Annotated in this window: 30 protein-coding genes; 4 read left to right on the plus strand and 26 right to left on the minus strand. The window is 68.6% G+C overall.

Translation table 11 applies throughout. The features are described 5' to 3' along the window. Positions 1-24 precede the first annotated feature (24 nt). The 7 genes from ACWDVG_RS24800 to ACWDVG_RS24830 all read right to left on the minus strand — a co-directional run bounded on the left by ACWDVG_RS24800 (position 25) and on the right by ACWDVG_RS24830 (position 4,940). A complete protein-coding gene (locus ACWDVG_RS24800) occupies positions 25-333 on the minus strand; it encodes a hypothetical protein (protein WP_451701958.1) in 309 nt (102 codons plus the stop codon). Between the two features lie 326 nt (positions 334-659). Beyond that, positions 660-875: a hypothetical protein gene (locus ACWDVG_RS24805; RefSeq protein ID WP_451701959.1), complete on the minus strand. Its 216-nt coding sequence runs from the start codon at positions 873-875 to the stop codon at positions 660-662. 308 nt (positions 876-1,183) lie between these two features. Further along, positions 1,184-1,537: a hypothetical protein gene (locus ACWDVG_RS24810; protein ID WP_451701961.1), complete on the minus strand. Its 354-nt coding sequence runs from the start codon at positions 1,535-1,537 to the stop codon at positions 1,184-1,186. A 376-nt stretch (positions 1,538-1,913) separates the two neighbouring features. Then, positions 1,914-2,132 carry a hypothetical protein gene (locus ACWDVG_RS24815; protein ID WP_451701962.1) on the minus strand — a complete coding sequence of 73 codons (219 nt, stop codon included), beginning with the start codon at positions 2,130-2,132 and terminating at the stop codon, positions 1,914-1,916. A gap of 690 nt (positions 2,133-2,822) precedes the next feature. Beyond that, positions 2,823-3,428: a YrhB domain-containing protein gene (locus tag ACWDVG_RS24820; RefSeq protein WP_451701964.1), complete on the minus strand. Its 606-nt coding sequence runs from the start codon at positions 3,426-3,428 to the stop codon at positions 2,823-2,825. Between the two features lie 104 nt (positions 3,429-3,532). After that, entirely contained in the window at positions 3,533-4,303 is a 771-nt protein-coding gene (locus ACWDVG_RS24825) for a transposase (protein ID WP_451701966.1), read from the minus strand. A 76-nt stretch (positions 4,304-4,379) separates the two neighbouring features. Then, on the minus strand, positions 4,380-4,940 hold the full coding sequence (locus ACWDVG_RS24830) for an SUKH-4 family immunity protein (RefSeq protein ID WP_451701968.1): 561 nt from the start codon (positions 4,938-4,940) through the stop codon (positions 4,380-4,382). 96 nt (positions 4,941-5,036) lie between these two features. On the opposite strand from ACWDVG_RS24830, the gene ACWDVG_RS24835 reads away from it, so the two are divergent. After that, a protein-coding gene (locus ACWDVG_RS24835) for an IS5 family transposase (protein WP_451701970.1) occupies positions 5,037-5,836 on the plus strand; the annotation gives its coding sequence in 2 pieces (ribosomal slippage) (positions 5,037-5,370 and positions 5,370-5,836; 801 coding nt in all). Here the strand turns inward: ACWDVG_RS24835 and ACWDVG_RS24840 are convergent. After that, positions 5,826-6,182 carry a hypothetical protein gene (locus ACWDVG_RS24840; RefSeq protein WP_451701972.1) on the minus strand — a complete coding sequence of 119 codons (357 nt, stop codon included), beginning with the start codon at positions 6,180-6,182 and terminating at the stop codon, positions 5,826-5,828. The two genes, ACWDVG_RS24835 and ACWDVG_RS24840, sit on opposite strands and share 11 nt — an antisense overlap. A 397-nt stretch (positions 6,183-6,579) precedes the next feature. Here ACWDVG_RS24840 and ACWDVG_RS24845 point away from each other — a divergent pair, with 397 nt between their 5' ends. Next, on the plus strand, positions 6,580-7,500 hold the full coding sequence (locus ACWDVG_RS24845) for a hypothetical protein (RefSeq protein WP_451701974.1): 921 nt from the start codon (positions 6,580-6,582) through the stop codon (positions 7,498-7,500). A gap of 436 nt (positions 7,501-7,936) precedes the next feature. Continuing rightward, complete coding sequence (locus tag ACWDVG_RS24850; protein ID WP_451701975.1) at positions 7,937-8,521, plus strand: hypothetical protein; 585 nt, start codon at positions 7,937-7,939, stop codon at positions 8,519-8,521. A gap of 112 nt (positions 8,522-8,633) precedes the next feature. Here the strand turns inward: ACWDVG_RS24850 and ACWDVG_RS24855 are convergent, their stop codons facing one another. The 4 genes from ACWDVG_RS24855 to ACWDVG_RS24870 form a co-directional block, all read right to left on the minus strand. Further along, on the minus strand, positions 8,634-9,443 hold the full coding sequence (locus tag ACWDVG_RS24855) for a hypothetical protein (RefSeq protein ID WP_451701976.1): 810 nt from the start codon (positions 9,441-9,443) through the stop codon (positions 8,634-8,636). Between the two features lie 68 nt (positions 9,444-9,511). Continuing rightward, positions 9,512-10,306, minus strand: coding sequence for a ParA family protein (locus ACWDVG_RS24860; RefSeq protein WP_451701979.1), 795 nt, complete (start codon positions 10,304-10,306; stop codon positions 9,512-9,514). A 342-nt stretch (positions 10,307-10,648) separates the two neighbouring features. Then, positions 10,649-14,785, minus strand: coding sequence for a tetratricopeptide repeat protein (locus ACWDVG_RS24865; protein ID WP_451701981.1), 4,137 nt, complete (start codon positions 14,783-14,785; stop codon positions 10,649-10,651). A 65-nt stretch (positions 14,786-14,850) separates the two neighbouring features. Next, on the minus strand, positions 14,851-15,273 hold the full coding sequence (locus ACWDVG_RS24870) for a trypco2 family protein (RefSeq protein ID WP_451701982.1): 423 nt from the start codon (positions 15,271-15,273) through the stop codon (positions 14,851-14,853). A gap of 160 nt (positions 15,274-15,433) precedes the next feature. Between ACWDVG_RS24870 and ACWDVG_RS24875 the strand changes: the two genes are divergently transcribed. Further along, positions 15,434-15,607, plus strand: a complete 174-nt coding sequence (locus ACWDVG_RS24875) for a hypothetical protein (RefSeq protein WP_451701984.1) — start codon at positions 15,434-15,436, stop codon at positions 15,605-15,607. 153 nt (positions 15,608-15,760) lie between these two features. Here ACWDVG_RS24875 and ACWDVG_RS24880 read toward each other — a convergent pair whose 3' ends face one another. The 14 genes from ACWDVG_RS24880 to ACWDVG_RS24945 all read right to left on the minus strand — a co-directional run bounded on the left by ACWDVG_RS24880 (position 15,761) and on the right by ACWDVG_RS24945 (position 24,962). Next, a complete protein-coding gene (locus ACWDVG_RS24880; RefSeq protein ID WP_451702035.1) occupies positions 15,761-16,303 on the minus strand; it encodes an HNH endonuclease in 543 nt (180 codons plus the stop codon). 59 nt (positions 16,304-16,362) lie between these two features. Then, positions 16,363-17,217: a hypothetical protein gene (locus tag ACWDVG_RS24885; RefSeq protein WP_451701986.1), complete on the minus strand. Its 855-nt coding sequence runs from the start codon at positions 17,215-17,217 to the stop codon at positions 16,363-16,365. A gap of 236 nt (positions 17,218-17,453) precedes the next feature. Then, positions 17,454-17,579, minus strand: a complete 126-nt coding sequence (locus ACWDVG_RS24890; protein ID WP_451701988.1) for a hypothetical protein — start codon at positions 17,577-17,579, stop codon at positions 17,454-17,456. A gap of 41 nt (positions 17,580-17,620) precedes the next feature. Further along, positions 17,621-19,474 carry a DUF2637 domain-containing protein gene (locus ACWDVG_RS24895; protein ID WP_451702037.1) on the minus strand — a complete coding sequence of 618 codons (1,854 nt, stop codon included), beginning with the start codon at positions 19,472-19,474 and terminating at the stop codon, positions 17,621-17,623. A gap of 79 nt (positions 19,475-19,553) precedes the next feature. Further along, positions 19,554-19,886, minus strand: a complete 333-nt coding sequence (locus ACWDVG_RS24900) for a hypothetical protein (protein WP_451701990.1) — start codon at positions 19,884-19,886, stop codon at positions 19,554-19,556. Between the two features lie 19 nt (positions 19,887-19,905). Further along, the gene (locus tag ACWDVG_RS24905; RefSeq protein ID WP_451701992.1) at positions 19,906-20,409 is read right to left on the minus strand and encodes a hypothetical protein; all 504 of its coding nucleotides are present in this window, start codon (positions 20,407-20,409) and stop codon (positions 19,906-19,908) included. Positions 20,410-20,437: 28 nt separating this feature from the next. Then, the gene (locus ACWDVG_RS24910; protein ID WP_451701994.1) at positions 20,438-20,629 is read right to left on the minus strand and encodes a hypothetical protein; all 192 of its coding nucleotides are present in this window, start codon (positions 20,627-20,629) and stop codon (positions 20,438-20,440) included. 181 nt (positions 20,630-20,810) lie between these two features. Next, positions 20,811-23,087 (minus strand): FtsK/SpoIIIE domain-containing protein, encoded by a 2,277-nt coding sequence (locus ACWDVG_RS24915; protein WP_451701999.1) that lies wholly within the window; start codon positions 23,085-23,087, stop codon positions 20,811-20,813. Beyond that, positions 23,087-23,839, minus strand: a complete 753-nt coding sequence (locus ACWDVG_RS24920; protein WP_451702001.1) for a hypothetical protein — start codon at positions 23,837-23,839, stop codon at positions 23,087-23,089. The genes ACWDVG_RS24915 and ACWDVG_RS24920 overlap by 1 nt, the downstream gene beginning before the upstream one ends. Continuing rightward, positions 23,836-24,120 (minus strand): hypothetical protein, encoded by a 285-nt coding sequence (locus ACWDVG_RS24925; protein ID WP_451702003.1) that lies wholly within the window; start codon positions 24,118-24,120, stop codon positions 23,836-23,838. Before ACWDVG_RS24925 ends, ACWDVG_RS24920 begins: the two co-directional genes overlap by 4 nt. Then, the gene (locus ACWDVG_RS24930; protein WP_451702005.1) at positions 24,120-24,371 is read right to left on the minus strand and encodes a hypothetical protein; all 252 of its coding nucleotides are present in this window, start codon (positions 24,369-24,371) and stop codon (positions 24,120-24,122) included. The genes ACWDVG_RS24925 and ACWDVG_RS24930 overlap by 1 nt, the downstream gene beginning before the upstream one ends. Further along, on the minus strand, positions 24,368-24,535 hold the full coding sequence (locus ACWDVG_RS24935) for a hypothetical protein (RefSeq protein WP_451702008.1): 168 nt from the start codon (positions 24,533-24,535) through the stop codon (positions 24,368-24,370). Before ACWDVG_RS24935 ends, ACWDVG_RS24930 begins: the two co-directional genes overlap by 4 nt. After that, positions 24,532-24,681, minus strand: a complete 150-nt coding sequence (locus tag ACWDVG_RS24940) for a hypothetical protein (protein ID WP_451702010.1) — start codon at positions 24,679-24,681, stop codon at positions 24,532-24,534. The genes ACWDVG_RS24935 and ACWDVG_RS24940 overlap by 4 nt, the downstream gene beginning before the upstream one ends. Then, on the minus strand, positions 24,678-24,962 hold the full coding sequence (locus ACWDVG_RS24945) for a hypothetical protein (RefSeq protein ID WP_451702012.1): 285 nt from the start codon (positions 24,960-24,962) through the stop codon (positions 24,678-24,680). Before ACWDVG_RS24945 ends, ACWDVG_RS24940 begins: the two co-directional genes overlap by 4 nt. Between the last annotated feature and the right edge of the window lie 116 nt (positions 24,963-25,078).

The raw sequence follows: 25,078 nt of genomic DNA on the forward strand, positions 1-25,078 counted from the left end.
TCCAACGGACGGCCAATCGCTCGGTCAGTAGCGGAGGCGAGCTTCAGCCCCATAGATACGCACCACGCAGTCCTTGAAGAGCTGCAGCGGAGTCTGCTGGCCGTCAACCGGAGCCAGCGTGAGCCCCAAATCCTGCAACGGCTTGGCCAGGGCGACGAACCTGAGCCCATCCGGGTCCGGGCCCCTGTAGGTCGCCAATGCCTCGAACAACGGCCTCACGCCCTCCCAGCCAGGTCCCGGGGTGAAACGCGCCAGGAAGAACGGTTGATCACAGCCGTACTCACTGACCTCACCAACCAGGATGTCCCCCTGTACGAGCTGCCACCGCGTCATCTGGCATCCCCGCCCCCCACCGCTCAGTCGAGTTCGCATCATCGCAGCGCGCAACTCTCTGGCCAAGCGCTTCATTCTGAAACGATCAGTTAGGCGCCCCCACGCCGCGGTCCCGACTCGTCGCCGATCATCCCGAGCACGCAGCCGTGCCGGGACGCCGCCGACTCGGATCCGGCCCCGCACCCGCGAGCACATAGGCGCGCGAAGCGGAGACGGAGCGACGGTGGCCATTCCAGAATCCTGGAACGAGGCCTGTGCGGCCTCCGGCGCTCAGGGCGGCGTGCCGCGCCGCTGTCGTTCCGGCACGCGGGCCGGCCGGTTGCTCGTCATCGGCGGCGCAGGTAGGCAAGGCCAGCAATGACGGCTCCGCTCACGGTTCCCACGGCCACCAGGGTCTCCCGCAGGGCCGGGTGCTCGTGCATGACGTAGGCCGTGAAGAGGAGGAAGAGCCCGGCGGTCGCGATGTGGTGGTAGGTCGGGCGGGGCGGTTCCGGCTCCCGGTCACGCGGCGGGACGGACGTGGGGGTCTGGGACGAGGACACAGCGGTCTCCTAGCTCGATGGCGCGCGGGACTGCGCACGGGACGGGTAGTAGATGAGCAGGTCTCCGCCCCTTGCGTCTCGGGCACGGAGTCGGACGGTCGCATGGTGGAGGGGGCCGGCCTTAGCCCCGCAACCCTCTTACTCATGGAGGGAGTCGACAGCGCGGCTTCCCCACGGCGGCCTCGTACCCGGCCAGCTCCCTTACCGTCCACTCCTCGCGGGCGCATGCCGAAGGGCGCGGCATCCCAGATGGGAGGCCGCGCCCTTCGGGTGCCTGCGAGTGCCTACTGTCGTCAGCGGGAGCGCGTCTATTGCACGGCTCGATAGAGGCCGCGTTTTACGCGCACAACCTTCCCCGCCTTCAGGAGCCCATCGAGATACACGGAGGCACCGTCCGGCTTCAGGATCGAACCCGCCGTGGTCACGGCGTCCGCGATCTGCCCCAGAGTCATAGGGTCGGCGGACTGGGCGAGGGCAGCGACGATGGCTTCCGCCTTCGTCATCCCCTGGACGTTCAGCTCCGGAGCCTTGACGATCAGCTCCTCCAGCGTCGCCTCCTTGGCCCGCAGAGCTGCGATGTGAGCCTTGAGTCGCTGAGCTTCGAGCTCGGCCGCAGCCAGCTCGATCCTCACTTGCTCCAGGTCATCCTCAAGTGGGTTCACACCTACAACTCTATGGAAATGTAGGAAAAATCTCTAGACTCTTAAGGTCACTTCTTAGGAATTGCTAGATGGCCGGTCGTGGCGGCGACGCTCCGCCAGCCCCCGCGGTCGTACAGGTGGGTCAGTGTGCGGCCTGGGCGGTGACGAGGAGCGTGCCGAGAGCGGCCGGATCCGGGTTCGGCAGCACCCGGACGTCAACAGCGGTGAAGCCGCGGCGCTTGAGGATGCCGGCCCACTACTCGGGGCCGTGCTGCCCAGCGGCCAGCTCGCGAGGCGGAGATGGGGGACGCGACGGTCTCATTCCAGATTTTTGGAATGGGGCCTTCTGTGAGTGCTCCTGTGCCAGGACGACCTTCCCCGTCCCCCCGGCACAGGGTCATCGGCGGCGCAGGTAGACAAGTGCCGCGATACCGGCGACGGCCACAGTGGCTACGGCGGATGCCGTCTCCCGCACGGCCGGGTGCTCGTGCAGGACGTAGGCGACGAAGAACAGGCCGAGCGCGGCGGTTACAAGGCGGTGGAGGAGCACCGGGCGGGAAGGCTCCGGGTCCTGGTCATGCGGCGGGACAGGCGTGGAGGTCTGGGACGAGGACATGAGGGTCTCCTTCGGGTCGGTGTGCGCGGGACGGCGCACGCGGACGGGTAGATGAGCAGGTCTGCATTCCTTGCGTCGCGGGCTCGGAAGCGGACAACCGGATGTTGGAAGGCCCAAGGCGCGCAACTCACTTCGAAAGCAGTTAGGGAGTCGATGGCCCGGTGGGCTGATCGGCCGGTCGGCGGCTGGGTATCCGGCTGGAGAAGCCACTGCCCCACAGGACCGACGTGGCGCAGGGCGTACACAACAGGGGGGCGGGGTTAGCGGCGCAAGTGCCGACAGCGTGAGACAGCGAAAGGCCGCATTCACTGCCCTGACCTGCTGTTTTACTGGTCCGAAAAGCTTGAATGCGGCCTGGAAAGCGACTAGGGCTAGCCCCGCGCCACCCTGCCTGCCTACGGCTTAGTTATGTGGGGGCAGCCGCTAAATGTTTGGGTGGGCAGCCGACTTTCTTCGCCCGGAAGCTCCTGTCCCCCTCGGCAACTCAGCGCGTGGGGCCACGCCGAAAACATGACTGTGCCCCCGCCCGAGGGCGGGGGCACGATGCGGGGCAGGGACAGGGAGCACGATTTGACCAGTCGGCTCGGTCCTGCCTCACAAGCGGATCAACCGGAGCGGGGGCAGATCGGTCGCCTCACTTAGACGTCGTTTCCTTTGGTGCGATCGTTCGTTGTTCCGTGCATGACGGATCTAAGGGTTGTCCCGCAAGTAATCTCGGGCTGCGTTTGAGGTCTGCCGTACCCACACGATCTGGGACTCGCCCTCACAAGGGGACTGCAGGCGGTCCGGGCCGGCCACTGTTTCGATCGCCAGAGGTGGGCAGACCTCTTCTTCCCTGGTGAGGTCCGCCAGTTCGTGTGGCGGCTCGGCTCCGTTTCGGACGGCCATGACGTAGGTCCTCGCCTCCTGCAGGCTCAAGCGCGGAGCCTGCTTGCGGAGGTGATGCATGGCGGCCACCGTCCCGGCGGAGTTCATCAGCGCGAGCACGGAGGCGGCCAGGGGGTCGTGCGCCCGCACTCCCTTGATCTGCCGGAGGTAGAGCTCCTCCCAGCCCTCGCCCACCCACGTGGTGACAGGAATGTGGTGGACGCTCCCGTCGTACCGGTCCACCAGGTAGGGGCCGCCGCCGACGAGGCGATCGCGCAGATCGCGGGTGCGGGCGTACTCCGCCGAGTTCCAGAAGACGAGCCAGCCCAACGCGTGTTCCTTCACCTCGTGGACGACCAGCTCGTGTGCCAGCTGCATGGTTGCCAGCAACGACTCCACCCGTTCGACGGCACGCTCCTTGGAGATCACGCCTTCATCATCCACATTGGGTCAACCGGATTTCCCACCACGCCAGCAGTGCGCACTGAGATCCCAAACGCGGTCGCAGACGCGGTCCTGTAGGCATAGATCCGCTATCCGGTCAGGGCAAGGTTGTGAAGGCGGGCGATGCCGAGCATGGCGTGGTGGACGCCGTCGCCTTTCAGACGACAGTCGCGGAGGATCTTCCAGGTTTTCATGCGAGCGAAAGTGTGCTCGACTCGGGCACGGACCTTGCGATGGGAGGTGTTGTGGGCCTCCTTCCAGGCCGATAGCTCGGTCTGGCCGGGTTTTCGGCGGTGCGGGATGATCAGGCCGGTGCCGCGGTAGCCGCCGTCGGCAATCACGGTGGTGTTGCCGACCGAGTCCTTGGCGCCGGACAGTTCCCACGCCTTGCAGTCGTTGCGGTTGCCGGGCACCGGCCGGCCGACGGAGACAACAAGGCGTGAGTCGGCGTCGATGACGACCTGGTGGTTGGTCGAGTAGCGGTAGTTCTTGGACTGCTCCGCCACGCTGTGGTCCCGTGTCGGCACCAGGGTGCCATCCACGATCAGCACTGTGTCTCTGCGGAAGCGGCTGCGTGGGCGCAGTGCGAGCAAGGGGCCGAGCTGGCTCACGATCCGGCCTGCGGCCGACTTCGAGATCCCGAACAAGGGGGCCAACTGCCGCAAGGTCAGGTTGGTCCGCCAGTACGCGGCAACCAGCAACACCCGGTCTTCCAGCGGCAGGCTCCATGGACGGCCCCTGCAAGCAAGGGGCGGGCCTCCACGCCGCAGCATGGTGATCAGTTTCCCGAACTGCTTCGGGGTAAGACCGGAGTACGGCGCTATCCATGACGGCTCTGACGCCGTGACCACAGCCCCCACATGAAGATCATGCCAGTCGCTGGCCTGGCATCCCTGCACGGCTCGGGCCTACGGGCCCTGGATCTGTCGGCCGAGCTCAGTAGAGCCAGCGGTCCAGGAGCCCTGGCCAGAGAAACCCCTCGTAGCCGTTGAAGGCCGCCGGATCGATCTCCTTCAGCTCCTCGGCCAGCCGGTTCAGCTCGGCAAAGGCCCGCTCTTCCTCCTCTTCAGAGAGGTACTCCTCGGGGCCGTCCGGCTCGCTGAGAAGCCCAGAGGCGGTGACGCGACTGCCGTAGCGGTGAAGGACGTCGAGCCACACGTCGACACCCGAGTTGGCGAACCATGCCTCCCCGTTCGGCATGACGAAGTAGATCGCCCCGGTCTCCGGCTCGACGCCGAACGATGACCGCTCGGCCTGATCATCGGGGTCCGCCTGCTCGGTGAGACGGTAGAGCGGACCCCGGGACGTGAGCAGGACCGGATCAGCCTCGCTCTGCATCACGACTCGTTCAATGAGGCGCGGGGCTACCGGGACGCCCACCTCGACGAGCTGTGCCTTCATGGAGCCAGGGATCCGCCAGCCGGCCACAACGTCCTGTCCGGCTCGTGTGACATGCCCCAGGCCGGCCCATTCGGTCAGCTGGTCGTACGTCGGCATCGAACGATTCTCTTCCATCGGCTGAGCCCTGACCCTACCGATCCGGTCTCGTGTCACGGATCGGTCGCACTTGCGGGACAGCCCTTAGTTGAGCGGTTGGTGCCGGAGGAGTTGTGGGTGCTGTTTCGGCGGGTGGTGCCGCCCACTGAGGTGATACGTCCGCAGGGTGGCGGCCGACGCCGGGCGGGTGACCGCGAGGCCCTGGCCGCGATCATCTTCGTGGCGACGTCGGGGTGCACCTGGCGGCAGTTGCCGCCGGTCTTCGGGCCGGCCTGGCAGACGGTCTACCGCAGGTTCGCCCAGTGGAGCCGGGACCGGGTCTGGGCCCGGCTCTGCCGTGTGATCCTCGACGAGCTCGGGGCTCGGGGTGAGCTGGACTGGTCGCGGTGTGCGATCGACTCGGTCAGTCTGCGAGCGGCAAAAGGGGGCCTTTGACAGGACCGAATCCGACCGACCGCGGCAAACTCGGATCGAAGATCCATCTGATCACCAACCGCAACGGACTGCCCCTGTCCCTGGGGATCTCCGGGGCGAACATGCACGACAGTCAGGGCCTGGAGCCGCTCGTCCGCGGCATCCCGCCCATCCGCTCCCGCCGCGGCCCCCGCCGCCGACGGCCGGCGAAACTGCACGCCGACAAAGGCTACGACTACGACCACCTGCGCCAATGGCTCCGCAAACGCGGCATCCGCCACCGCATCGCCCGCAAGGGCATCGAATCCTCGAAGCGGCTGGGCCGGCACCGCTGGGTGGTCGAGAGGACCGTGTCCTGGCTGGCCGGCTGCCGAAGGCTGCACCGCCGCTACGAACGCAAGGCCGAGCACTTCCTCGCCTTCGTGGGCATAGCAGCGACCCTGATCGGTTACCGCCGCCTGAGCCCCTTGCTCATGGCCTGAGCCGGTCCTGCTGCACGTCGAAGCAGACCAGCCCCATGCTCTCCGCCACGGCCGCCGCATAGGCCGACGCCTCCTCAGCCATGCTGAATCGCATGGGGAAGTAGATCAGGGGCCCACTGGCTTCGTCGATCAGCGGGCCGGTCGACCAGGGCGAGGTGTCCTCATCGTCCTCGGCGAGGTCGCACCACCGCTCAAGCAGCACGGCGACATACGCCGCGATGCGTTCGGACGGAGGCTCCTCCGTCTCGCTGCAGATGTATCGCTCGTACAGATCGCTGAAGACCTGGCCGGCGGTCTTGTCATCCGCCGGCCTCTCGCCTTCCCAGACAGCAAGGTCATAGCTCATGACCGGAGACTCTCATGCCGCTCCGACAGCCATAAGAAACGACGTCTTAAAGGGGGCACCCAGCCCTGGCTTTGTCCACGAGATCGATCGAGCACAGATATTCAGCTCGTTGGGCAGCACTGAGTTCGGGGCAAGGACGATGTTCACGGGAGCCGACAGCACGAATTCCTCGCGGCTCCAGAGGACCCAAATAGCGTCACGTAGACGCGTCACGCCTGGGGGCCGGGCGGGGAGGTTGCGCCGGCTGGAGTGGTGTGGAGTGCAGACACCGAGCCCACGCTGGAGGCGACCCGGCGCGCGGGGGCGTGGTCGGAGCGGGCGTGCTGATCAGCCAAAGTGCAGCACGACAGGTCGCGGATGACGATGAAGGGAGTCGCGACCGCATGAGGAGATCTGGATGCCTGCCACACGAGCAGAGTTCGAGGACGCCACGGAGTTCGAGCGATACGTCCTCGACCGAGCTACTCCGTTGATGCCGCCGTCGAAGACCACCTCGGTCATCGAACTGGGGCCAGACGACTCGATCAGTCTCGGGGCTGGTGTGGTGGAAACAACGACGGTCACAGTGGGAGCAGCCGATGCGACTGGGTCTGCCCAGGGCCAGCTGAGTACCGACGACATCCGTGTGCTTCTCTTCGGGGCCGCATGGAAGGTCCTCGATCAGTTGGTCGAATTCGCCTTGGAGAGTGCTGGCGTTCGCCCTGCCCGAGGCAATCGCTACGAGATCAGGGCGAAGGCAGACAAGGCCCAAGCGGGGAGCGTCGCGCCAGTCCCGCCATTCGATAACCATCCTGACGTTTGGACGCGGGTCATGAAGGTCTATGCCTCGACGGAGGAGCTTCGACACTCGTTCACTCACAGACAGCTGCCTGTGAGGCAAGGCGTGCTGCACGGGGTTTCAAAGTCCGGAACGCCGTTGGCCATGCAGCTGACCAGCAATGAACAGTCAGCCTTCTGCCAGGTCGCCGTGGGGGTCGGGGAGGCGGTCATCAAGAATTCACTGCCAAGTCGCCGGGCTAATCAACTCAGCTGGGTGCTCGACCAGCTGACCTCGCACCATGGGCAGCCACCGTTCGGAGCCACAGCCGCACAAGGTCTGATCCCCCGTGTCGTCGTCCGTCGATCGCCCAACGAACTGACGATCGACTTTCGCAGCATCCATCAGCGGGCGCGTGCGGCAGTCAGTGGCGTCTCGCACTATGACCTTGAGATCCATCTCCCCGACGGGCGGGTGCTAGCGGCACCTCTGGAAGACGTACCGGAAGATGAGGTCAGCTTCTCCGTCGACTCACCGCCGGACTGGCTCGATCCAGCATGAGGTGCCGAGCTCAAATCGAGGGGTCGGCGGTGCACAGACGGTCCCTCTGCCCAGCATCATGCTGACGTGTCTAGGACGGCCTCTTTCTCCCACTCCCCCATGTCGCGGGGCCTCCCGGGGACGAACCGGAGAGTGACGGCGTACATAGAGATCCTGACCGGGAGAGGAAGGGCGGCCCGACGGTACTGCCCCCGGGGATGCCCCTGGGCGCCGGGCCTCACCCACGCACGCCATATCGGCGTGGGCTGCCGCTGTCCCTATCCGCCAGCCTTGCTCGTCAACAGGGAGGAAGGCCGGAGGCGGTCACGCATGGTGGCTTGATCCTCTGACGGCCGTCAGGTGCGATTGAACCTCTCCGGTCACCGGCACAGCGCTGAGCCACTAGGTTGCCTGTGCGATCACGCACTGATTGGGGGGACGCTTGCACACGTACAAGATGACCGAGGAATTCGCCGGGGCGATGGTAACGGTCATTCCGATCATTCTGCTGCTGGGGAGCGCTGAGTTCCTGAAGGTCTCCGGCACGTTCATGGAACGCCTCATCCCGACCCTTGACCGCGAAGGTCTGGAGGCAACGCACAAGCTCCTGGGGCGTCAGCAGGAGGTGGCTACGCCTCCCCAGCCAGAGGAGCCGTTGGTGCTCGAACGGTTGGGAAGCCTGCTGCATAAGGGAGTTCGGTTCTGGACGAACACTGCATGGCTCACCCTCGCGTGCCTTCACGTCTACGCAGAGTTCCGCCTGATTCAGTGGCTCGCTACAACGGAGCGCCCCGAAGCCCCTGCCATGGCCCAGTACGTCACAAAGATCGCGACAGCCGGTTTCGTCATGCTCATTCTCGGTGCGCTCGTCCCGCCGGCCTTGCTCGTGTACTGGCGCTTCGCTATGTGGGTCATCCGGAGGGATATCCCCGGCATTTCCCCAATCCTCAAGCTGACGGGGCGCCTCTTTCTGCCCCCACTCCCAGACCTTGCAGACCCCCAGGGGCAGGAGCAGACGAGCGACCGACAGCCGGCAAACTGATCACGACAAGCTGTTCCAAGGGGCAGCACACTGAGCTGCGGTAGCCGCGGCAATGACCGAGCGAGCGGGATTTACCTCCGAGAGCACCCCTCTCTGGGCTGAGGAAGCATGGCTACACGAAAGTCGGGGGGCTTCCAGGGATACGCGTCTGCTTGGCGAGCACTCGACCTGCCTTGGCGAGGCGTGCGAGGTCGGCGGCAGCGCGGTCAGCATCGGCTGGCGGAACGTCTGCGGTGAGCACCTCCTCGTACAGGGCCAGAGCACGCTCGGCGGCGTCGGCGGCGGCCGTGAGCCTGCGGCCGGCTTCTGTCCGTCGCGCGGCGTCGTCCGCGTCGGCGCCGCTGGCTGGGGATGGGATGGCCGCGGTGTAGCCGAGTCGCTGGGCGGCGGCCTTGATGGCGGCCGCGGTGAGCTTCTTGCCACTGGCCTTGACGTCGGCGATGACGTTGACGGCCTTGTCCTCGCCGTCGGTGAGGGCGAGGACGGGTAGAAGCGCGCGGGCCTGGGAGGCGTTCGGGGGAGTGTCGAAAATTTTCGACACTTGGCGGGCGGCCAGGACGGCCTGGAGCGCGACGCCTGCCTCAATCGTCTTGTAGACGTTGGTCCGGCTGATGTGCAGGATTTCGTCGGCATAGGCGTCGAGCGAGGTGTAGCCCCGGGCGGTGTAGAGGTCGTCGTCGACCAAGATTTTCAACGCGGCGCCGGACTCGATCGTCCAGCGGATCTTGGCGGCGCGGACGCTGCGGGCGGCGTGCTCGTCGGCGGCACGCAGTGCGGCTTCCACCTTGGCCAGACGTTCAGCCGGCGTACCAGTGACGGTCTCGGGGTCGAGCGGGGTCGGAATGAACGAATCGACAGCAATGCCGCCAGCCAAGGCGACGGCGTTACTGGCGGCTTCAGAGACCTGGTCCCCCACAGCCACCCCGGAGGTGATGGAGGGGCCTGCCTGGATGGGGGTGCTGTCGGCTGTGCGGCTAGATCGGCGGCGGCTCACGGCGTAGGCACCGCCTTGAGGAAGGCCTGGGCGAGAAGTTCGTAGGTCGCGCGGGAGTCCGCCACGCGGGAGTCCGTGAGCGGGAGGGCATCCGTGTTGGCTTCAGCAAGGGTCGTCCGCAGCTTCACCGAGGGCTCCCAGACCAGATCACCGAAGATCCGGCGGATCGAGTCGCGCTGCTCGGCCTGCAGCAGCGTGTTCGTGAGACCACTGATGATGACGCCCCTGACCGCGAGGGTCGGGTTGGCGAGGTCCTTGGGCGCGCGCTGGGTGACGAAGGTGTGGATACGCTTGGCGGCTTCGACGGAGTAGATGTCGGCTTCGGTGACGATGACGACGTCATGGGCGGCGGCAAGGGCCAGCTGGGTCAGGTGGAAGACGCTGGGCTGGCAGTCGATCAGGGTGTAGTCGAAGGTGTCGTCCACGCCCTCAAGCGCCATGTCGAGGCGGCGCCAGGCTCCGGAGAGACCGGCCTCGGACATCCGGCTCTCCAGGTCGAGCGTGGCGGGGGCGAGCGCGATCCGCTCGGCGTAGGGGGCCTCCCAGCCGATCGGCTGGACCACGGCTCGGGCGGCGCCCTCGGTCGCAACCTGGATGGCCTCGCTGATAGTCGGCTGATCCTGGGTGGGATCCCAGGACCAGCCCAGGAAGGTGGAGGCGTTGCCCTGCGGGTCCATATCCACCACGAGGACCCGCTTGCCCTCCTTGGCCAGGGCCTCGGCGAGACGGACCGTAGTGGTTGTCTTCCCGACACCCCCCTTGTTGTTCACGAACGCCACACGCCGCGCCATACCGACCTCCTGCTGCTGTGCTGTGTCTCGGCCAGAAAGCATGCCACCCAGGCCCCCTCCAGTGGCAGAAGGGGCAGGGCCAAGGTGCGTCTCGGCCGTGTGTCATCCGAGGGATGGGGGCATCGGGCCTGCTTATGTGACCGTGGCAAACGTGGCACATCTAGGAGCCGCAGAGGGCGTTGACGCCGACTGAAGGCCGACACCATCACCGAGAGCAGCAGTGCTGCTGGACGCACTTCTTGGCGAAGTGAGTCGAGCAGGTGAGAGGTCCGGGCAGCCTTCGGCCCATCGGCACACCTGAGGTGCGGTATTCCGGTCCTCAGGCGGAAACCCAGCCTGGGCTTACGGTTCAAGCCCGTTCAACCAGGCAGCCACGTCCAGGGACTGTTGCAGGGGGGGCCCAAAAAGGCTGGGGTTTACCTCAGCCAGGGCACGGTGGATTGTGAGGGCATCCTGGATGGCGGCTAGGCCCTCCTCCCGCCGCCCCACCACACCGAAACGGACAGAGAGAGCGTGGAGGGAGCCAGCGAGGTCGGGCAAGTGGGCGTCGGGATTCGCTTCAGCCAGAGAACGGCGGATGGCCACGGCCTCCTGAACGACAGCCAGACTTTCCTCCCACCGCCCCAACTCACTTAGGTGTTTGGAGAGATTGGTGAGGGATCTGGCGAGGTTAGGGAGGTGGGCGTCGGGGCTCGCCTCCAACAGAGAGCGACGGATGGCCACGGCCTCCTGGACGGCAGTCAGACCCCTCTCATGCCGCCCCAAATCACCCAAGCGAACAGAGAGATTGTGGAGCGCGTCGGTGAGATTGGGCAGGTGGGCCACGGGGTCCATCTCCGCCAGAGAACGGTAAATGGCCACGGCCTCCTGGACAGCACCCAGACCCTCCTCCCGCCGCCCCACCGCACCCAAACGGAGAGAAAGATTGTTGAGCGCGCCAGCGAGGTCGGGCAGATAAGCGTCAGAGTTCGCCTCCTCCAAAGAGCGGTGGATGACAACGGCCTCCTCGGCGGCAGCCAGGCCCTCCTCATGCCGCCCCACCGTGCTCAAGCAGATAGAGAGATTGTGGATTGCTGTCGCGAGGTCAGGTAGGTGGGCATCGGGGTTCGTCTCCACCAGGGACCGGTAAAGACCGACGGCCTCCTGGACAGCACCCAGACCCTCCTCCCGCCGCCCCACCACATTCAAACGGTTAGTAAGAGCAACCAGTGCCCCGGCGAGGTCAGGTAGGTGGGCATCGGGGTTCGTCTCCACCAGGGACCGGTAAAGACCGACGGCCTCCTGGACAGCACCCAGACCCTCCTCCCGCCGCCCCACCGCATTCAAGCGGGCAGAGAGATTGTGGAGCGCGCTGGCGAGGTTGGGCAGATAAGCATCGGGGTTCGTCTCCACCAGGGACCGGTAAAGACCGACGGCCTCCTGGACGCCAGCCATACTCTCCTCCCGCCGCCCCACGGCACTTAGGTGGTTGGAGAGATTGTTGAGCGCGCCGGCGAGGTCGGGCAGGTGGGCGTCGGGATTCGCTTCAGCCAGAGAACGGCGGATGGCTACGGCCTCCTGGACGGCAGCCAGACCGTCCTCATGCCGCCCCACCGCACCCAAACGGTTCGAAAGATTACTGAGGGAGCCGGCGAGGTTGGGCAGGTGGGCGTCGGGATTCGCTTCAGCCAGAGAACGGCGGATGGCTACGGCTTCATGGGCGGCAGCCAGACCCTTCTCCCGCCGCCCCACCGCACCCAAACGGTTCGAAAGATTGTTGAGCGCGCCGGCGAGGTTGGGCAGGTGGGCGTCGGGATTCGCTTCAGCCAGAGAACGGCGGATGGCTACGGCTTCATGGGCGGCAGCCAGACCCTCCTCATGCCGCCCCACCGCACCCAAACGGTTCGAAAGATTACTGAGGGAGGTGGCGAGGTCGGGCAGGTGGGCGTCGGGATTCGCTTCAGCCAGAGAACGGTGGGTTGCCACGGCTTCATGGGCGGCAGCCAGACCCTTCTCCCGCCGCCCCACCGCACCCAAACGGTTCGAAAGATTACTGAGGGAGCCGGCGAGGTCGGGCAGGTGGGCGTCGGGATTCGCTTCAGCCAGAGAACGGCGGATGGCTACGGCCTCCTGGACGGCAGCCAGACCCTCCTCCCGCCGCCCCACCGCACCCAAACGGTTCGAAAGATTGTTGAGGGAGCCGGCGAGGCTGGGCAGGTGGGCGTCGGGATTCGCTTCGGCCAGAGAACGGCGGATGGCTACGGCCTCCTGGACGGCAGCCAGACCCTCCTCATGCCGCCCCACCTCACTTAAGTGGTTGGAGAGATTGTTGAGTGCACTGGCGAGGTTGGGCAGGTGGGCGTCGGGATTCGCTTCGGCCAGAACTCGGTATCGGCGGGTGATCGTGGTGGCGAGGCGGGCGGAGGTGGTGGCGAGGCGGTGGCTGGCGCGGGGAAATTGGCTGTACAGCGCGTTGAGGGTTTCGAAGGTGGTTGTGGGGTCGGTAGTGATGGTGTCAAGGGCGGTGGTGAGGGGGGTGGGGTAGTCGGTGCGGGTGGCGGTGGTGACGATGTGCGGGCCGAGTTGCTTGTGGTGACGAATGCAGAGGTCGGTGAGGTGGGTGTCGAGCCTGCCTTGGAAGGCGGGGTGGGCGGCAGCACGGCTGTAGACGGTGAGGAGTTGGTCTGCCTGGGTGCCGTCGGCTCCGTCGAGAAGGTGGTCGGCGAGGTATGGGTCGGCGTCGAGGGCGCGGCCGGTGTGGCGTTCGGCGAGGCGGTCGGGTTGAAGGGTGCCCCACGGTGGGCCGTTCCGCGAGGTGGTGGCGGGGTAGAGGGCAGCGAGCCAGGCGGTGACCTGGTTGCGGCGGTCGCGGGGCTGGTCCGCGAGCGGGGGCAGACGCCGCCATAGGAGGTCGGCGTGTTCGCGGTCGGAGGCACCGGTGAGGTGAGCTGCTGCAAGGGCGGTCCGCAGCGTGTCCATACTCAGGCTGGGGCAGAGGCCGCAGGCGGTGGCGCTGCCCTGCCAGTACCGGGCTTCGTGGCCGAGTAGCCGGTCCTCGACGTCCTGAACGTCCTGTTCTCCTCCGCTGCTGTCCGCGGGTTCGGTCCGTGCGGTGTCGAGGAGGTCGGCGAGAGCGGTCATGTGGAGAGTGAGCGCGTTGCCGTAGGCGTCGTCTTCTTCAAGGTGTCGTGGCGGCTGTAGGGCTGCGGCGGTCGCAGTCCAGTCGTGGCTGACGAGGCCTGGGACAGCTGGAAGGGCGACGGCTAGGGCGCGTGCGGCGTCGAGGTAGTGGCTAGCGCGCCGTTCGGGCTTGTCTTCCAGGGGGGTGAGGAGGGTGGTACGGGCGGTGGTGAGGTGTTCTTCGGCCTGACGGGTGGCGGTGGCGGCCTGTTGCCACCAGTCGCCGGCGGTGCGGGCCAGGAGCAGGAGTTTGAATGGGCTGGTGCCGGGATGTTCGGCGGCGGCTTCGACGAGGGCGGTGAGCTGGTCGGGGCGGGTCTCGGCGTAGTCGAGGATGACCAGCAGCGGCTTCGCCGCCCGGCGGACCTCCAGCAGCTGGTCGGGGCGGGCGCTGGCGCGCGGCCACAAAACCGTCCAGCCTTCGGTCGTGAGTAGGTGGGTGAGGCGGTGGGCCAGGCGGGTCTTGCCCTGTCCGCCCGGACCATGGAGCAGCCACGCCCCGAATCCCCCCTGGTCACACCATGCTTTCAGCTGGGCGACGAGGTTCTCGCGGCCGTGGAAGGGGACCGTCTGGCGTCCGGCTTCCAGCAGGGCCGCCGGTGTTGCCGGAGCTAGTCGAAGGGTGGGCCTGGCTGCGGGGTCGGAGAGGTCTTGGAACTCCACCGCTTCCAGCCCGACCTGCGGGCTGACGCCATGATCGGCTAGGGCTGCACGGAAGGCGGGGTCGTGGTGGAGGACGTAGGAGGGGACGACGTTGAGCCGGCCGTGGTCGGAGTGCTGGCGGTCGGAGGCGACGACGCCGGTCAGGTATCGGTCACAGAACACCGCCGCTCCTGACAGGCCCGACCATGGCGAGGTTCCGCTGCCCGGCCACCCGGCAGCGGAGGTGCGCAGGTCCATTACGTATTGGTTGCCGACGAAGCCGCTGCCGGGGTTCACCTCCCCGTGCAGGTGCGCGGCCTCGATGGGTCGGCCTGGGCGCTGGGCTTCGTCTGGAACGCCCCACGTCTCGCATGGCGCACCGGGACGGGTGGTGTCCGGGCGTCCCCACAGGACCGGCACTATCGGCGGCCTCCAATAGGGAGAATCATCGACGAGTACCAGCGCCGCATCGTCGCGCCCGCCCGGCTCGCCGGCCCACACGACCGTTCCGCCCGCGCTGCCGTCGCCGCCGGGGTGGAACACGTGGACTCGGGTGCCGTTCGGGCCGGTGACGTGCGCGGAGGTCAGGACCAGGCGGCTCCCGACCGCATATCCCGAACCTGAGCTGCGCCCTGGGCCCTTCGGGCCAGTTACGGCGGCGATCCTGAGCTTTTCCACTTCCGTCCTTTCCTCACCTCCTGCCGTCCTGCCGCAGGTATGGCGGTGCCGACCGGGCCGCGCCGTCAGTCCGGGATACGCCCTGACACGTCACCGGGTCCTTCCGGGCGCTCCTGGGTGGAGCTGACGAGCAGGTCCGTGCCGTCGGGGCGCTTCGGGGTGAGAGTGAAGGAGACGCGGTGGGTACGGCCGCGCGCGAGGCTGGCCTGGGTCTCTGCGTTCACCGCCCACAGCTTGAACCCGGCCTTGGCTTTCACATCGGCGCGTACCTCGACCTCGAACTCCATCTCCACCGGCCCCACCGCAAACACGACCTCGGGGTTCTCTCCCGCCCGGCCTGCTGCTTCGATCAGCTCGTCGCGTACCGCGGCCACCGCGTCCGCCAGAGGAACATCCATCTGCAACCACCCCATATTCAGAACCTGACTTGTGGTCAGAGCGATGTGGACACCGTAGATGTCGGGGCAGGTCGGGCGCAGCAGATCCATCTGATCTTGGAGCCCGCTTCAGGGCAGCCGCCCGGGACCGGGAGGGCGGAACGAGGTGGACTTGACGGCCTTGTCGGCCTGCGTGGTTCGTCGTCGCCTCGGTGGGGGAGGGTGCAGTGGCCCGTTGGGCAGGCCGACGGCGTGGAAAGTGGGGGCGAGGGTGTCAGACAAGAGCGTGTACGGCGATTGGGCCGAGCGTCGGGCGGACGCGGCGGCGGGCCGGCAGGGTGCGGAAAGCCAGACCGATGCGCTCGGGGAGGGCTTGGCCGCCGTCGCCTATGCCCTGCTCGATGTCGCTGCGGCAATCCGTGAGCGAACAGAAGCCAGCAGGTAAGCCTCTGTCATGGAGGCTGAAGGACGTCGGTGACGAACGGCCATGACGAGAAGGGCGGAACCCTGTTGGGTGCCGCCCTTCTCGTCTGGGTTGATCAACAGCGTTCAGCACTGGAGGCTGCGCCGGGCGGCTGTCTCGGATCAGGTCGTGGCCTCAGTCTGCTCGGTGACCGTCGATCCTCGCTCGCTCCTCAGGTGACCACGGATCCGGGAATCCGGCTTCGCGAGCCTTGTCGATTGAGTCTTTCGACCAGTGGAGCAAGAGCTCCGCGCTTCCGACGTTCCCCAGCCCCATGTCGTATCCATGGGGGGAGAAGTGGTACAGGAACCATGTCTCTCGGGCAGGGTCTCGAATCTCGGCCGCTACCCTCTCGAGCTCTTCGAGACCCTCAAGGATCTCTTCGTGGAAGGTGAGGTAGCGCCCTCTCAGGCCTGCTTCACCACCGGGTGCCCGTGAAGTGAGCGACCCTCTGCCATGCCAGTCCTCGTTCATGTATGTGGCGATGTACCAACGGACGGGGTCGCGCCCCTGCTTCTGGTAGTTGCAGGGACGGCAGGCAGGAAGAAGGTTGTCGAGGTCGTCGGACCCGCCGTTGGCGAACGGTATGACGTGGTCCATGGTCTCTGCCTTGCGTGAGCACCAGTAGGCGCACTGTCCATTGTTCGCGGACAGCACGCACATCGACTCCCAGATCATGAATCGGCGGCGACGTCTCTTCTTCGGCTCGTCCGGGAGGAAGCTCCGTCGGGACACTCTCAGTCTTCCGTCGTGGTCTGGACTGGCTGCTGGCTCAGCTCTGTCGGCACGTTGCGCAGCAGTGCGGCCGTCATCGCCAGCAGCGTCTCGGCCTCGGCCCGGCAGTACTTGAAGTCCCGCGTGATCGCGTCGTTGTGCATGGCGCCGCTGGTCTGGCTGTAGAGGGCGTCCAGGATCCGCCACCACCGCTCGGTCTGCGAGCACTGGCGCGCTTCCTTCTTGGGGCCGGGTTTGTCCCAGCCGGCGTTTTCCTGGATCCACTCCAGTGCCCGCCTGATCTCCAGGATCGCTGCCCGGGGCTCTCCGGCCGTCAGCAGTCGTTGCGCCTCGCGCAGTGTCCGGCCGACTTCGTCCCGGTCCGGGTCGCCGAGCGGGTAGGGGACAGCCATCTCGAAGGCGGCCGACGTACCGAGCTGGGCGAGCTGCTGCTCCCAGCGGCTCTTCGCGATGCTGATGTACTCCGTGGCCTGGGTGCTTCCGGGGAACCCCGCGGCTCGGGGGAGAGTCGCGCGGACATCCAGCTCGAACCGGATGTCGCCGTTCCTGGCTTCCTCCATTGCGTGCAGCTGTCGCGAGGACAGCGGGAAATCCAGGCTCACCGGGTGGACCGTGACCACCGGGGTGTACGCCAGGTTCGTCGTCACGCGGGCAAGGCGGGAGCGCTGCGCCGGCACCTTGCCGAAGCCGAACAGGTCCGCTTCGAGAGCGAGGATGCGTCCCGCTTTTTCAAAGGACGACATCCCGATGGAGAGCTGGACGTGCAGTTCGTGACCGCCGAGAGTGGGCCGGAGCGACGTCTGGTCGCTGCTCACCGCCAGGGTGAACCGGATGTCGTCAAAGCGAAGTTCCTGCACAGGACCCCCCACGGGCGATGTGATCAATCATCTGATTCTGTCTCATCGCCCGGTGGGGGCTCATTCCCAAATTTGGGAATGAGCCCCCACTCCCCCTGCCCGATGCCGGAGGGCGGCGCCGGGGCGGGGGCGCCGCCCTCCTACTCGACGGCACCCGGGTCTCATGATGGGGAGAGGTGGTGGTCGTTCCAAATTTTTGGAACGGGGCGGCCGCGCTGCCCCGAGAGGGAGGCCGGTCATCGGCGGCGGGTGTAGGCGAGTGCGGCGACGGCTGCGACCACGGCGGCCACAGTCGCCATGGCGGTGGCCGTCTCCCGTACGGCCGGGTGCTCGTGCAGGACGTAGGCAACGAAGGGCGGCACCCCGGTGGGGGTGCCGCCCTTGGCGTACAGCGCGGTACGAGTCAGCCGGTGTACCCGCCGACGATGAGGTCGGCAGCAGCCTGGCGGCGCTGTCCGGCGACGGTCTGGGAGACGCCGAGCGCCTCCATGACCTGCTCCAGCGTGATCGCGTACATGTCGGGCGTCTGGGGCCGCTGGTCGGCGGGGAGGGCAGCGTGGGCCGCGAGGATCATGCGGGCGACCTTGCGTTCGGCGCGCTCGCGGGGTGACAGGCGGGCGATGTCCTCGGCCTCCAGGGCCGCGACCTCGGCGCGGGCTGCCTCCGCGCGGGCGAGGGCGGCGGCGGCGGTCGCCTCCGCCGCTTGCTGCTCCGCGGCCGCCTTGCGCGCGGCGAACTCGGCGAGCTCCGCCTGCTGGCGGGCCTCGGCGGCGGCTTGCTCCTCCTCCAGGCGGAAGGCCTCCGCATGGCGGCGGCGGGCCTCCTCCAGCTTCCTGGCGGTCTCGGCCTCGGCCTCGGCGATCGCCAGTTCGTCGGCCTTCGCCTGTCGCTTCGCGGCCAGGGCGCGGGCCTCGGCCTCGGCCTCGGCGGCCGTCTTTTCTGCCTCCTCCTCCCGCGCGGCGATCCGCTCCGCCGCCTGGGCGGAGCGCTCCGCCTCGCGCTTGGCCGCCTCCGCCGCGATGCGGGCGTGGTGCGCGGCGGTGTCCGCCTCGGCGGCCGCGGCCGCCTCCGCGACCTTCGCGCCGGCCTTGGCAGCGGCCTCGGCCGCGCGGGCCTCCGCCTCCGCTGCGGAGGTCTCCGCCGCGATCAGGTGTTCTGCGGTCTCGACCTTGGCCCCGATGCGCATGCGCCGGACCTTCGCGTCGGCGTCCCGCTCCTCGGCGTCCAGGGCGCGCTGTTCCTCGCCGGCCGCGGCGGCCGCAATCCGCTCGGCCTCGGCGGCCGCGCGGGCGTCGTCGGCCTCCTGCTGCTTGCGGGGCAGGTCCAGGGAGTCGTCCACGCTCATGCCGTACCGGGCCATGGTGAAAGGCAGCAGGGCGGTGGCGTCGGCCTTCTTCTTCCAGTTGCGTCCGTGCTTGTGCTTGAGCCACGCCTCGTAGACGTCGAGTTCCTTGTCCATCTCGACGACGCGGTTGTAGGAGGTGATGCCGCGCAGCTTCATCCGGCGGTAGATGCCCCAGGCGGCGAAGGGGGACAGGAGCCAGCGGTGCAGCGGGACCTGGTCCGATTCGACGCCCAGGACCAGGCGGTTGGTGCGGATGATCAGGTGCCGTACGGCTTCGACCACGGCGACGAAGAGCAGCGGCAGCACGCCATGCATGAGGGCGCCGAGCGGGTCGACGAGGATCGGTTTGTCACCCGAGGCCGCGTTGAAGACGATCGTCGCCGCGGTGAGGAGGTGGGCGACCATGCGCAGCAGGGGCTTGGGCATCCGGCGCCAGACCATGACGAGGTCCAGCCCGTACATGGCGACGATGCCGGCGTCGATGCCGACCGGGAAGATCCACGAGTACCAGGCGAATCCGTGGGCCTCGGCGAGGCCGCGCAGCGCGTCGTAGGAGCCGATGAAGCCGATGGCGGCGACCACGGCCGCGCAGAGCGCGGAGGCGAGGATGACCCCTCGCATCGCCTTGACCGACCATGCCCGGGGGGCGGGCGGAGCCGTCTCCTCGCGCGGCGGAGCACTCTGGCTCGCGGGCGGAGCCGTCTCCTCGGTCGCCGGGGCGGGCGCATGGGAGGCCTCGGCGGGGCCGCTCGGGGCCGGGATCGTGGCGGGCGTCTTCAGGTCATGCATCCGGGCAGTCTCCCCCGCGCCTCGGGCGGGCGGAGCACCGGCCCCGGTGTGCGGAGCGGAGTCGGTGGTGGGCGGAGCGGCCGGGTAGGCGTGGCCGTTGAGCCGGGGCGGGTAGGTTTCCATGTGCGTCACGGGCGTTCTCCGTGGTCGTAAGGGTGGGGCCGGGAGGTGCAATCTCCTGGCCCCACTCGTGTGTCCGGGGTCAGCTGGCGGTGAGGGTAGCCGGGTCGAACAGCGCTTCTTGGGCGTCGTGCAGCTGTCGCAGGCGTTCGGCGGCGGCGTGTTCCCGCTGGATCTTCAGGGCCCTGTGCCAGCACCGCGGGCACCAGGACCGCAGGTTGGCGGCGGGTACGGCGGCGTTGGCGGTGTCGGTCAGGCGGGGCGGGTAGGGGGCGGCGTGCAAGGGCCGCTCGTTGAGCTGGCTTTCGCAGCGGTCTCCCTGGTGGCTGCCGCAGACGCCCTCGCAGCCGCACCGCTCGCCGTGGGCGGCGAGGACGACGTCCAGGGTGGTGGAGGGCATCGGATGGATCGTCACGAGCTTCTCCCTCACGGGGTCAGTGGCGGGCGTCGGTCGTGCTGCGGGCGAACATGCCGCGCGCCTGCGTGTGGGTCTTGTGGGTGTGGGTCTGGCGGACGGGGCCGGTGTAGTGGTGGTGGTGCGTGACCGGGGCGGCCTGCTGCGCGGCCTGGCCCGCGCGGCGGACCAGGCCAGCGAGGGCGGCGACGATGGTGACGGGCGCGCCGACGGCGAGTGCGAGGGTGAGCGGATCGACTCCGGCCAAGGCCCACAGGGCGATGCCCGCGCCGGTGCCGGCCATCAGGGTTCCGGCGCCAGCCGCGAGCATCACGACCGAGGCGTCGGTGGCCTTCTGCGACATCGGCGGGCGGCCGGGCTGGTCGACCGGGGCGGCGGTGCCGACGACGGGCACCGGGGTGGTGTCGCGGTACGAGGTCGGGATCGGTGCGGTGGGCGCCACGGCGGGTGCCACGGCGTCCTCGACGGCCGCGATCAGGTCGGCGGCGAGGGCGGTGGTCTTGGGGTCAGGCTGCGAATCCATGGGGTCCTCCTCGGCGGTGTCGGGGCGGTCAGGCGCGTACGGTCCAGCCGCGCTCGGTGCGGCGGATGTCGAAGCTGGGGCCGACGATCCGGCCGGCGGCGGGCAGCAGGGGGCCGATGCCGAGGGCGGTGATCCGGTTCATCAGTTCGGCGATCTCGGCGGCGATGGCGGCGGCCTGCTGCTCCTTGCGGCGCAGGTCTTCGGGGCGTCCGGCGTACATAGCGTTCCTCACTCTGAGTAATCGTCAGGCGGGTGTCAGGGACGGTGACTTTGACAGTCAGAGCGGACTACCAGGGGGTTTCACCAGGGAAAATCAGTGACTTCTCTTTAGGCCCCCGTCGGGCCTGACTGTCAGAAGTCAGGCCCGACCGTGACTGTCAGATCGTTACGGTGTGTAGCCGTTACGCGGGCTGGAGAGGGGAGTGGAGGATCACGTAGGTGCCGTGGCCGTCGCGCTGAAGGATCCCGGCCTCGACGAGGCGCTTCAGCTCGCCCTGCATCCACGGGCGCTTGCGGCCGGTCGCGACGGTGGCCGGGATGAGGTCGGCGGGCTCGAACTCCAGGCGGCCCTGGGCGGCCCACAGGTCGAGTTCGGCGTAGAGGGTGTGGCGGGCGTCCTCGGTGGACATGCGCTCGGGCTGCTCGAACTCCATGTCGCTGTCGGGGTCGGGCTCGACGACGTCGTCCTCCAGGCGGAGACCGGCGTAGTCGGCGTCCGGCTCGGGGTCGCCGGGGATGGCGCCCATGATCTCGTCGTGGGCGTCCTGAATCTCCACGGCGGCGGCCTCCTCGATGTCGTCCATGTCGATCTCGTCCATGTCGGTGTCGTCCTGAGCGGAGGGGGCGGGGACCGCGGACGGAGCCGCAGCCGCAGCGGGCGGAGCGATCGCCGCGGCAGGCGGAGCAGCCGCCACGGCGGGCGGAGCGGCGGCCGGTGCGGCCGGGGCCAGGACCGCAAGGGCATCGGGGGTGTCCGGGATCGCAACGGCTCCAGGCGGAGCGGCGGCGATGGCGGCGCGGAGCGCTTCCCTCGCTGCCGCGGCCGACTGCTCGATGCCGGGAGTGGTCTTGTTGGTGCCCTTGTGGGTGCGCTGGGCGTAGGCCTGGCCGAGCGCGCCGGCGGTCGCGGCGTCGAGCGGGTCGCGGTACGGGGCGGCGGCGGCCACGAGGGCGGCGAGGACCTCCCGGTTGGTGAGGGAGGAGCGGGCCTCCATCGTCCAGCGCTCCTGCTCGATGCCCATGCCGGTCGCGAAGCCGTAGCCGGGCCGACCCGAGCCCCAGGCGGGAACGGCGCCGGCGGCGACGACGGAGTCCGGCAGGCAGAACCCGGCGTCGCCCGCGTCGTCGACGCCCATGCAGATCGAGCCCTGCAAGTTGGCGCGCACGTCGGTGGAGATGTTGGTCCAGGTGGCGCGCTGGAGGCTGATGCCGAGCCAGATGCCGACCGAGCGGGCGGCCCGTGCGATCTTCTCCAGCTCGTCGAAGTCGGCGACGTCGGCGGCCTCCTCGACCCACACGAGCATCGCGGAGAGCGACGAGGCGGGGGACCACTGGTCAAGGCCCTCGTCTGCCAGGACGCTGCCGCGCGCCTTGATCGCGGCCGGAAGGCTCTTCAGCAGCCGCTTGGCCTCCTTGGCGTCCTGGACGAGCCAGTCGATCCCGTCGGCCATGTGCCCGACGGTCTGACGGCCCTTGGAGAGGTCGATCAGGAAGACGGTCATCTTCTGGCGGGTGGCCAGGTGCGCCAGGAGCGTGCGCAGCAGCTCCGACTTCCCCGCGCCGGTCACGCCCATCACGAGGACGTGCTGAAGGATCGCCGCCGCGAAGGGGCCGATCGCCCAGATCTCACCGTCGGCGTACATGCCAAGCGGGATCGGCTCCGTCGGCATCAGCCCGAAGGCCTCCGGCATCAGGAAGGCCACGCCGTCCTTCAGCAGGTCGGCGACGCGCATCGAGATCATGCCGCGCGCCGCGTTCTCCGGGTCCGGGGTGACGATCACCCCGGACGGCGGGACCTGGAGCGCGGCCGCGACCTTGGAGGCCGTGGACTGCACCGCGTCGATCGTCGTGCCCGGGGCGACCTCGAGCGCGGCTTTCACCGTGCCCTTGCCGGTGCCCTTGGCGTCCTTGACGGTGACCTTCTCCCAGCCGATCGCCTCGGTCAGCTTAGCCAGCGTCCCGCCCTCGTTGGTCTCCTCGGGGTCTGCGCCCTGGCCGGCGGCCATGATCTGCCGGGCGTTCCAGGACGCCGCGATGAGCGCACCACCCATGAGCCACAGGTCCAGCATCGGTCGGCCGAAAGGCCCGGCGGACACGGCGCAGGTGAGCCAGCCCATCCCGGCCGCCACCGTCGCGGTCGCCTGCGCCCGCCGGAATTTGCGGAACTTGGTGTTCGCGCCGCTGGTCTTCCAGGTCACGGCCGCCAGGGCGGCGCCGCCGAGGGCGATCCCGGCGGAGGCGAGGCCGGCCGACATCGCCTCGTCGCCCCACATAAGGTTCACCGCTGCGCCTGCCGCGGGGGGCAGGGTCGCCGCAGCGATCCACGGCGGGGTGTAGGGCAGGGACTTCGCCAGGATGTATCCGCAGACCGCCTTGCCCACGGACTTGCCGACCGCGACCACCTCGGAGCCGGCCCCGGCCGGGGCCGCCGTCTCGGCGGCCTTCTTCGCGCGGGCCATCACTCGCCCCCGATCGTGAACGTCTTCGGGGCGGTCTTGCCGGACCGGGCGCGCTTGGCCTCCTGCTCCGGGACGACGAAGTGCCTGTTGAACGCGGCGGCCATCTTCAGCGCGCCCACGCCCAAGGCCTTCGCGGCCTCCGCGCTGACTTTCAGGTGCGCGGAGACCAAGCGGGCCTTGACCCGGGAGGAGGCGCCGAAGGTGTACCACTTGCCCTTGTAGGTGCTGAGCACCCCGTTGATCTCCTCGGCGCGCATCCCCAGGATCAGGTGGAGCTCGCGGCCGAGGTGGTTGATCGCCTTCGCGAGGGCGAGGATGTCGCGGTCGGAACGGATCTCGATCTTCTCGATCGCGTAGATCATCCGGTCGCCCTGGTGCCGGTCCGCGCCGTCGGCGGGGGCCGCGCCCCGGCCGCCGCCCGAGCCACCGTTGCCGGAACCGCCCTGTCCGCCGCCGCGGTTGACCGTGACGTTCACCGGCGGGAGGACCGAGCCGCCGATGCCGCCGACGAAGGCGCCGGCCGCCGCGCCGGCGGCCTCGGCGACGTTGGCGGCGCGGGACGGAGCCGGGCGGGCGGGACGGGGCCGGGTCGGACGGGCGGCGGGCCCGTCGTCGGGCCAGTCGGCGAACCCGTCCGACGTACGCGGCGGAGGCGTCGTCGTCCGCGGCCTGTACGGCCGGTCCGTACGCGAGTCGAAGCCCGCGGCACTGTCGGAGGCCCAGTCGTACGGGCCGCTGCTCGTCGTGCTCATCCCTGGGTCTCCTCGTGAATCGTGATCTTGCCGAACCAGATCGGCGTACGGAGGTCGGTCACCTCGACGTCCGGGTCGCCGGACTCCTCGACCGCGTCGGCGGCCTTCTCGATCAGCTCGTGCGCCGCCATGAACTTCGCGGTGGCGACGGCGGCGTACAGGTCTGCCGGCCCCATCGACGTCCGCGTCGCGAGGCGGACCGCGAGCCGGGCGACCCGGGCCGCCGTCGCCACCGCGGCCACCGCCCGGTCGACCAGGAGCACGCGAATCTGTCCGTACATCAGCCGGCCCTCCCCACGAACGCGAGGACGGTGATCACGCCGGAGCTGTCCGTCAGGGCCACCACCCGCATCTCCTCGCCGTCCGGCGTGGTCATCGGCCACCAGCCGGCGCTGTCGCACGTGTAGAGGACCGGGTCAAAGCCCGCGAGGGCGTTCGCGCCGATCGTCAGATAGGCATGGGTCTCGTCGATTTCGGCCGAGTACCGGTTCTGCGGGTCGAACCCGAAGTAGGTGTACGTGATCGTCCTCACCGGGCACCCCCCGACGCGACGATCGCGTGATTGATGGCCGCCAGCGCCACCGCCACCAGCGCCGACACGGAAAGGACCGTCCGGTCCCCCGTCACCGCGCTCCAGATCTCCACCGCGACGGCCACGGCGAACAACACCCGCACCGCCCACAGCCCGCGCTTCACCGGGCACCCCCCGCCTGCTGCGCCGCCTGGGCCAGCGTCTCCGCGAGCCGTCCCGCGGCCTCGCTCGCCGCGGCCAGCGCGTTCTGCGCCTGCTGGCGCGCGGCCTCCATCTCGGCGGCCGCCTGGTGGCACTCCTCCTCGCTCATCGAGCACCTCCGACGAACGCCAGGGCCGCCACGACGCCACAGGACCCGAACAGGGTCACGACCTTCAGCAGCGTGCCGTCCGGCGTGGTCAGCTCCCGGCCCTCGGCGCCGTGCGTGAACACGACGGACTCGAAGCCGGCCACCACGCTCGCACCGATCACCAGGTACGCGGCCTTCTCGGCCAGGTCGCACTCGTACCGCGCCTTCGGGGCCAGCCCGAGGTAGAAGTGCGTGACCACTCCTCCCTCCCGCTGCCCGGTGCCGGCCAACTGATCAGTCACACTCGACATGTCGGTCCTCCAACCACCCTGGATGTGGCCGACAGTGCTCGAGGCGGTGCAACGCTCCGAGCACCAGCCCGCCTAGTGCAGCACTAGGCGGGCTGCTGCGTTTTCGC

The sequence above is a fragment of the Streptomyces sp. NPDC003327 genome (assembly GCF_053589515.1).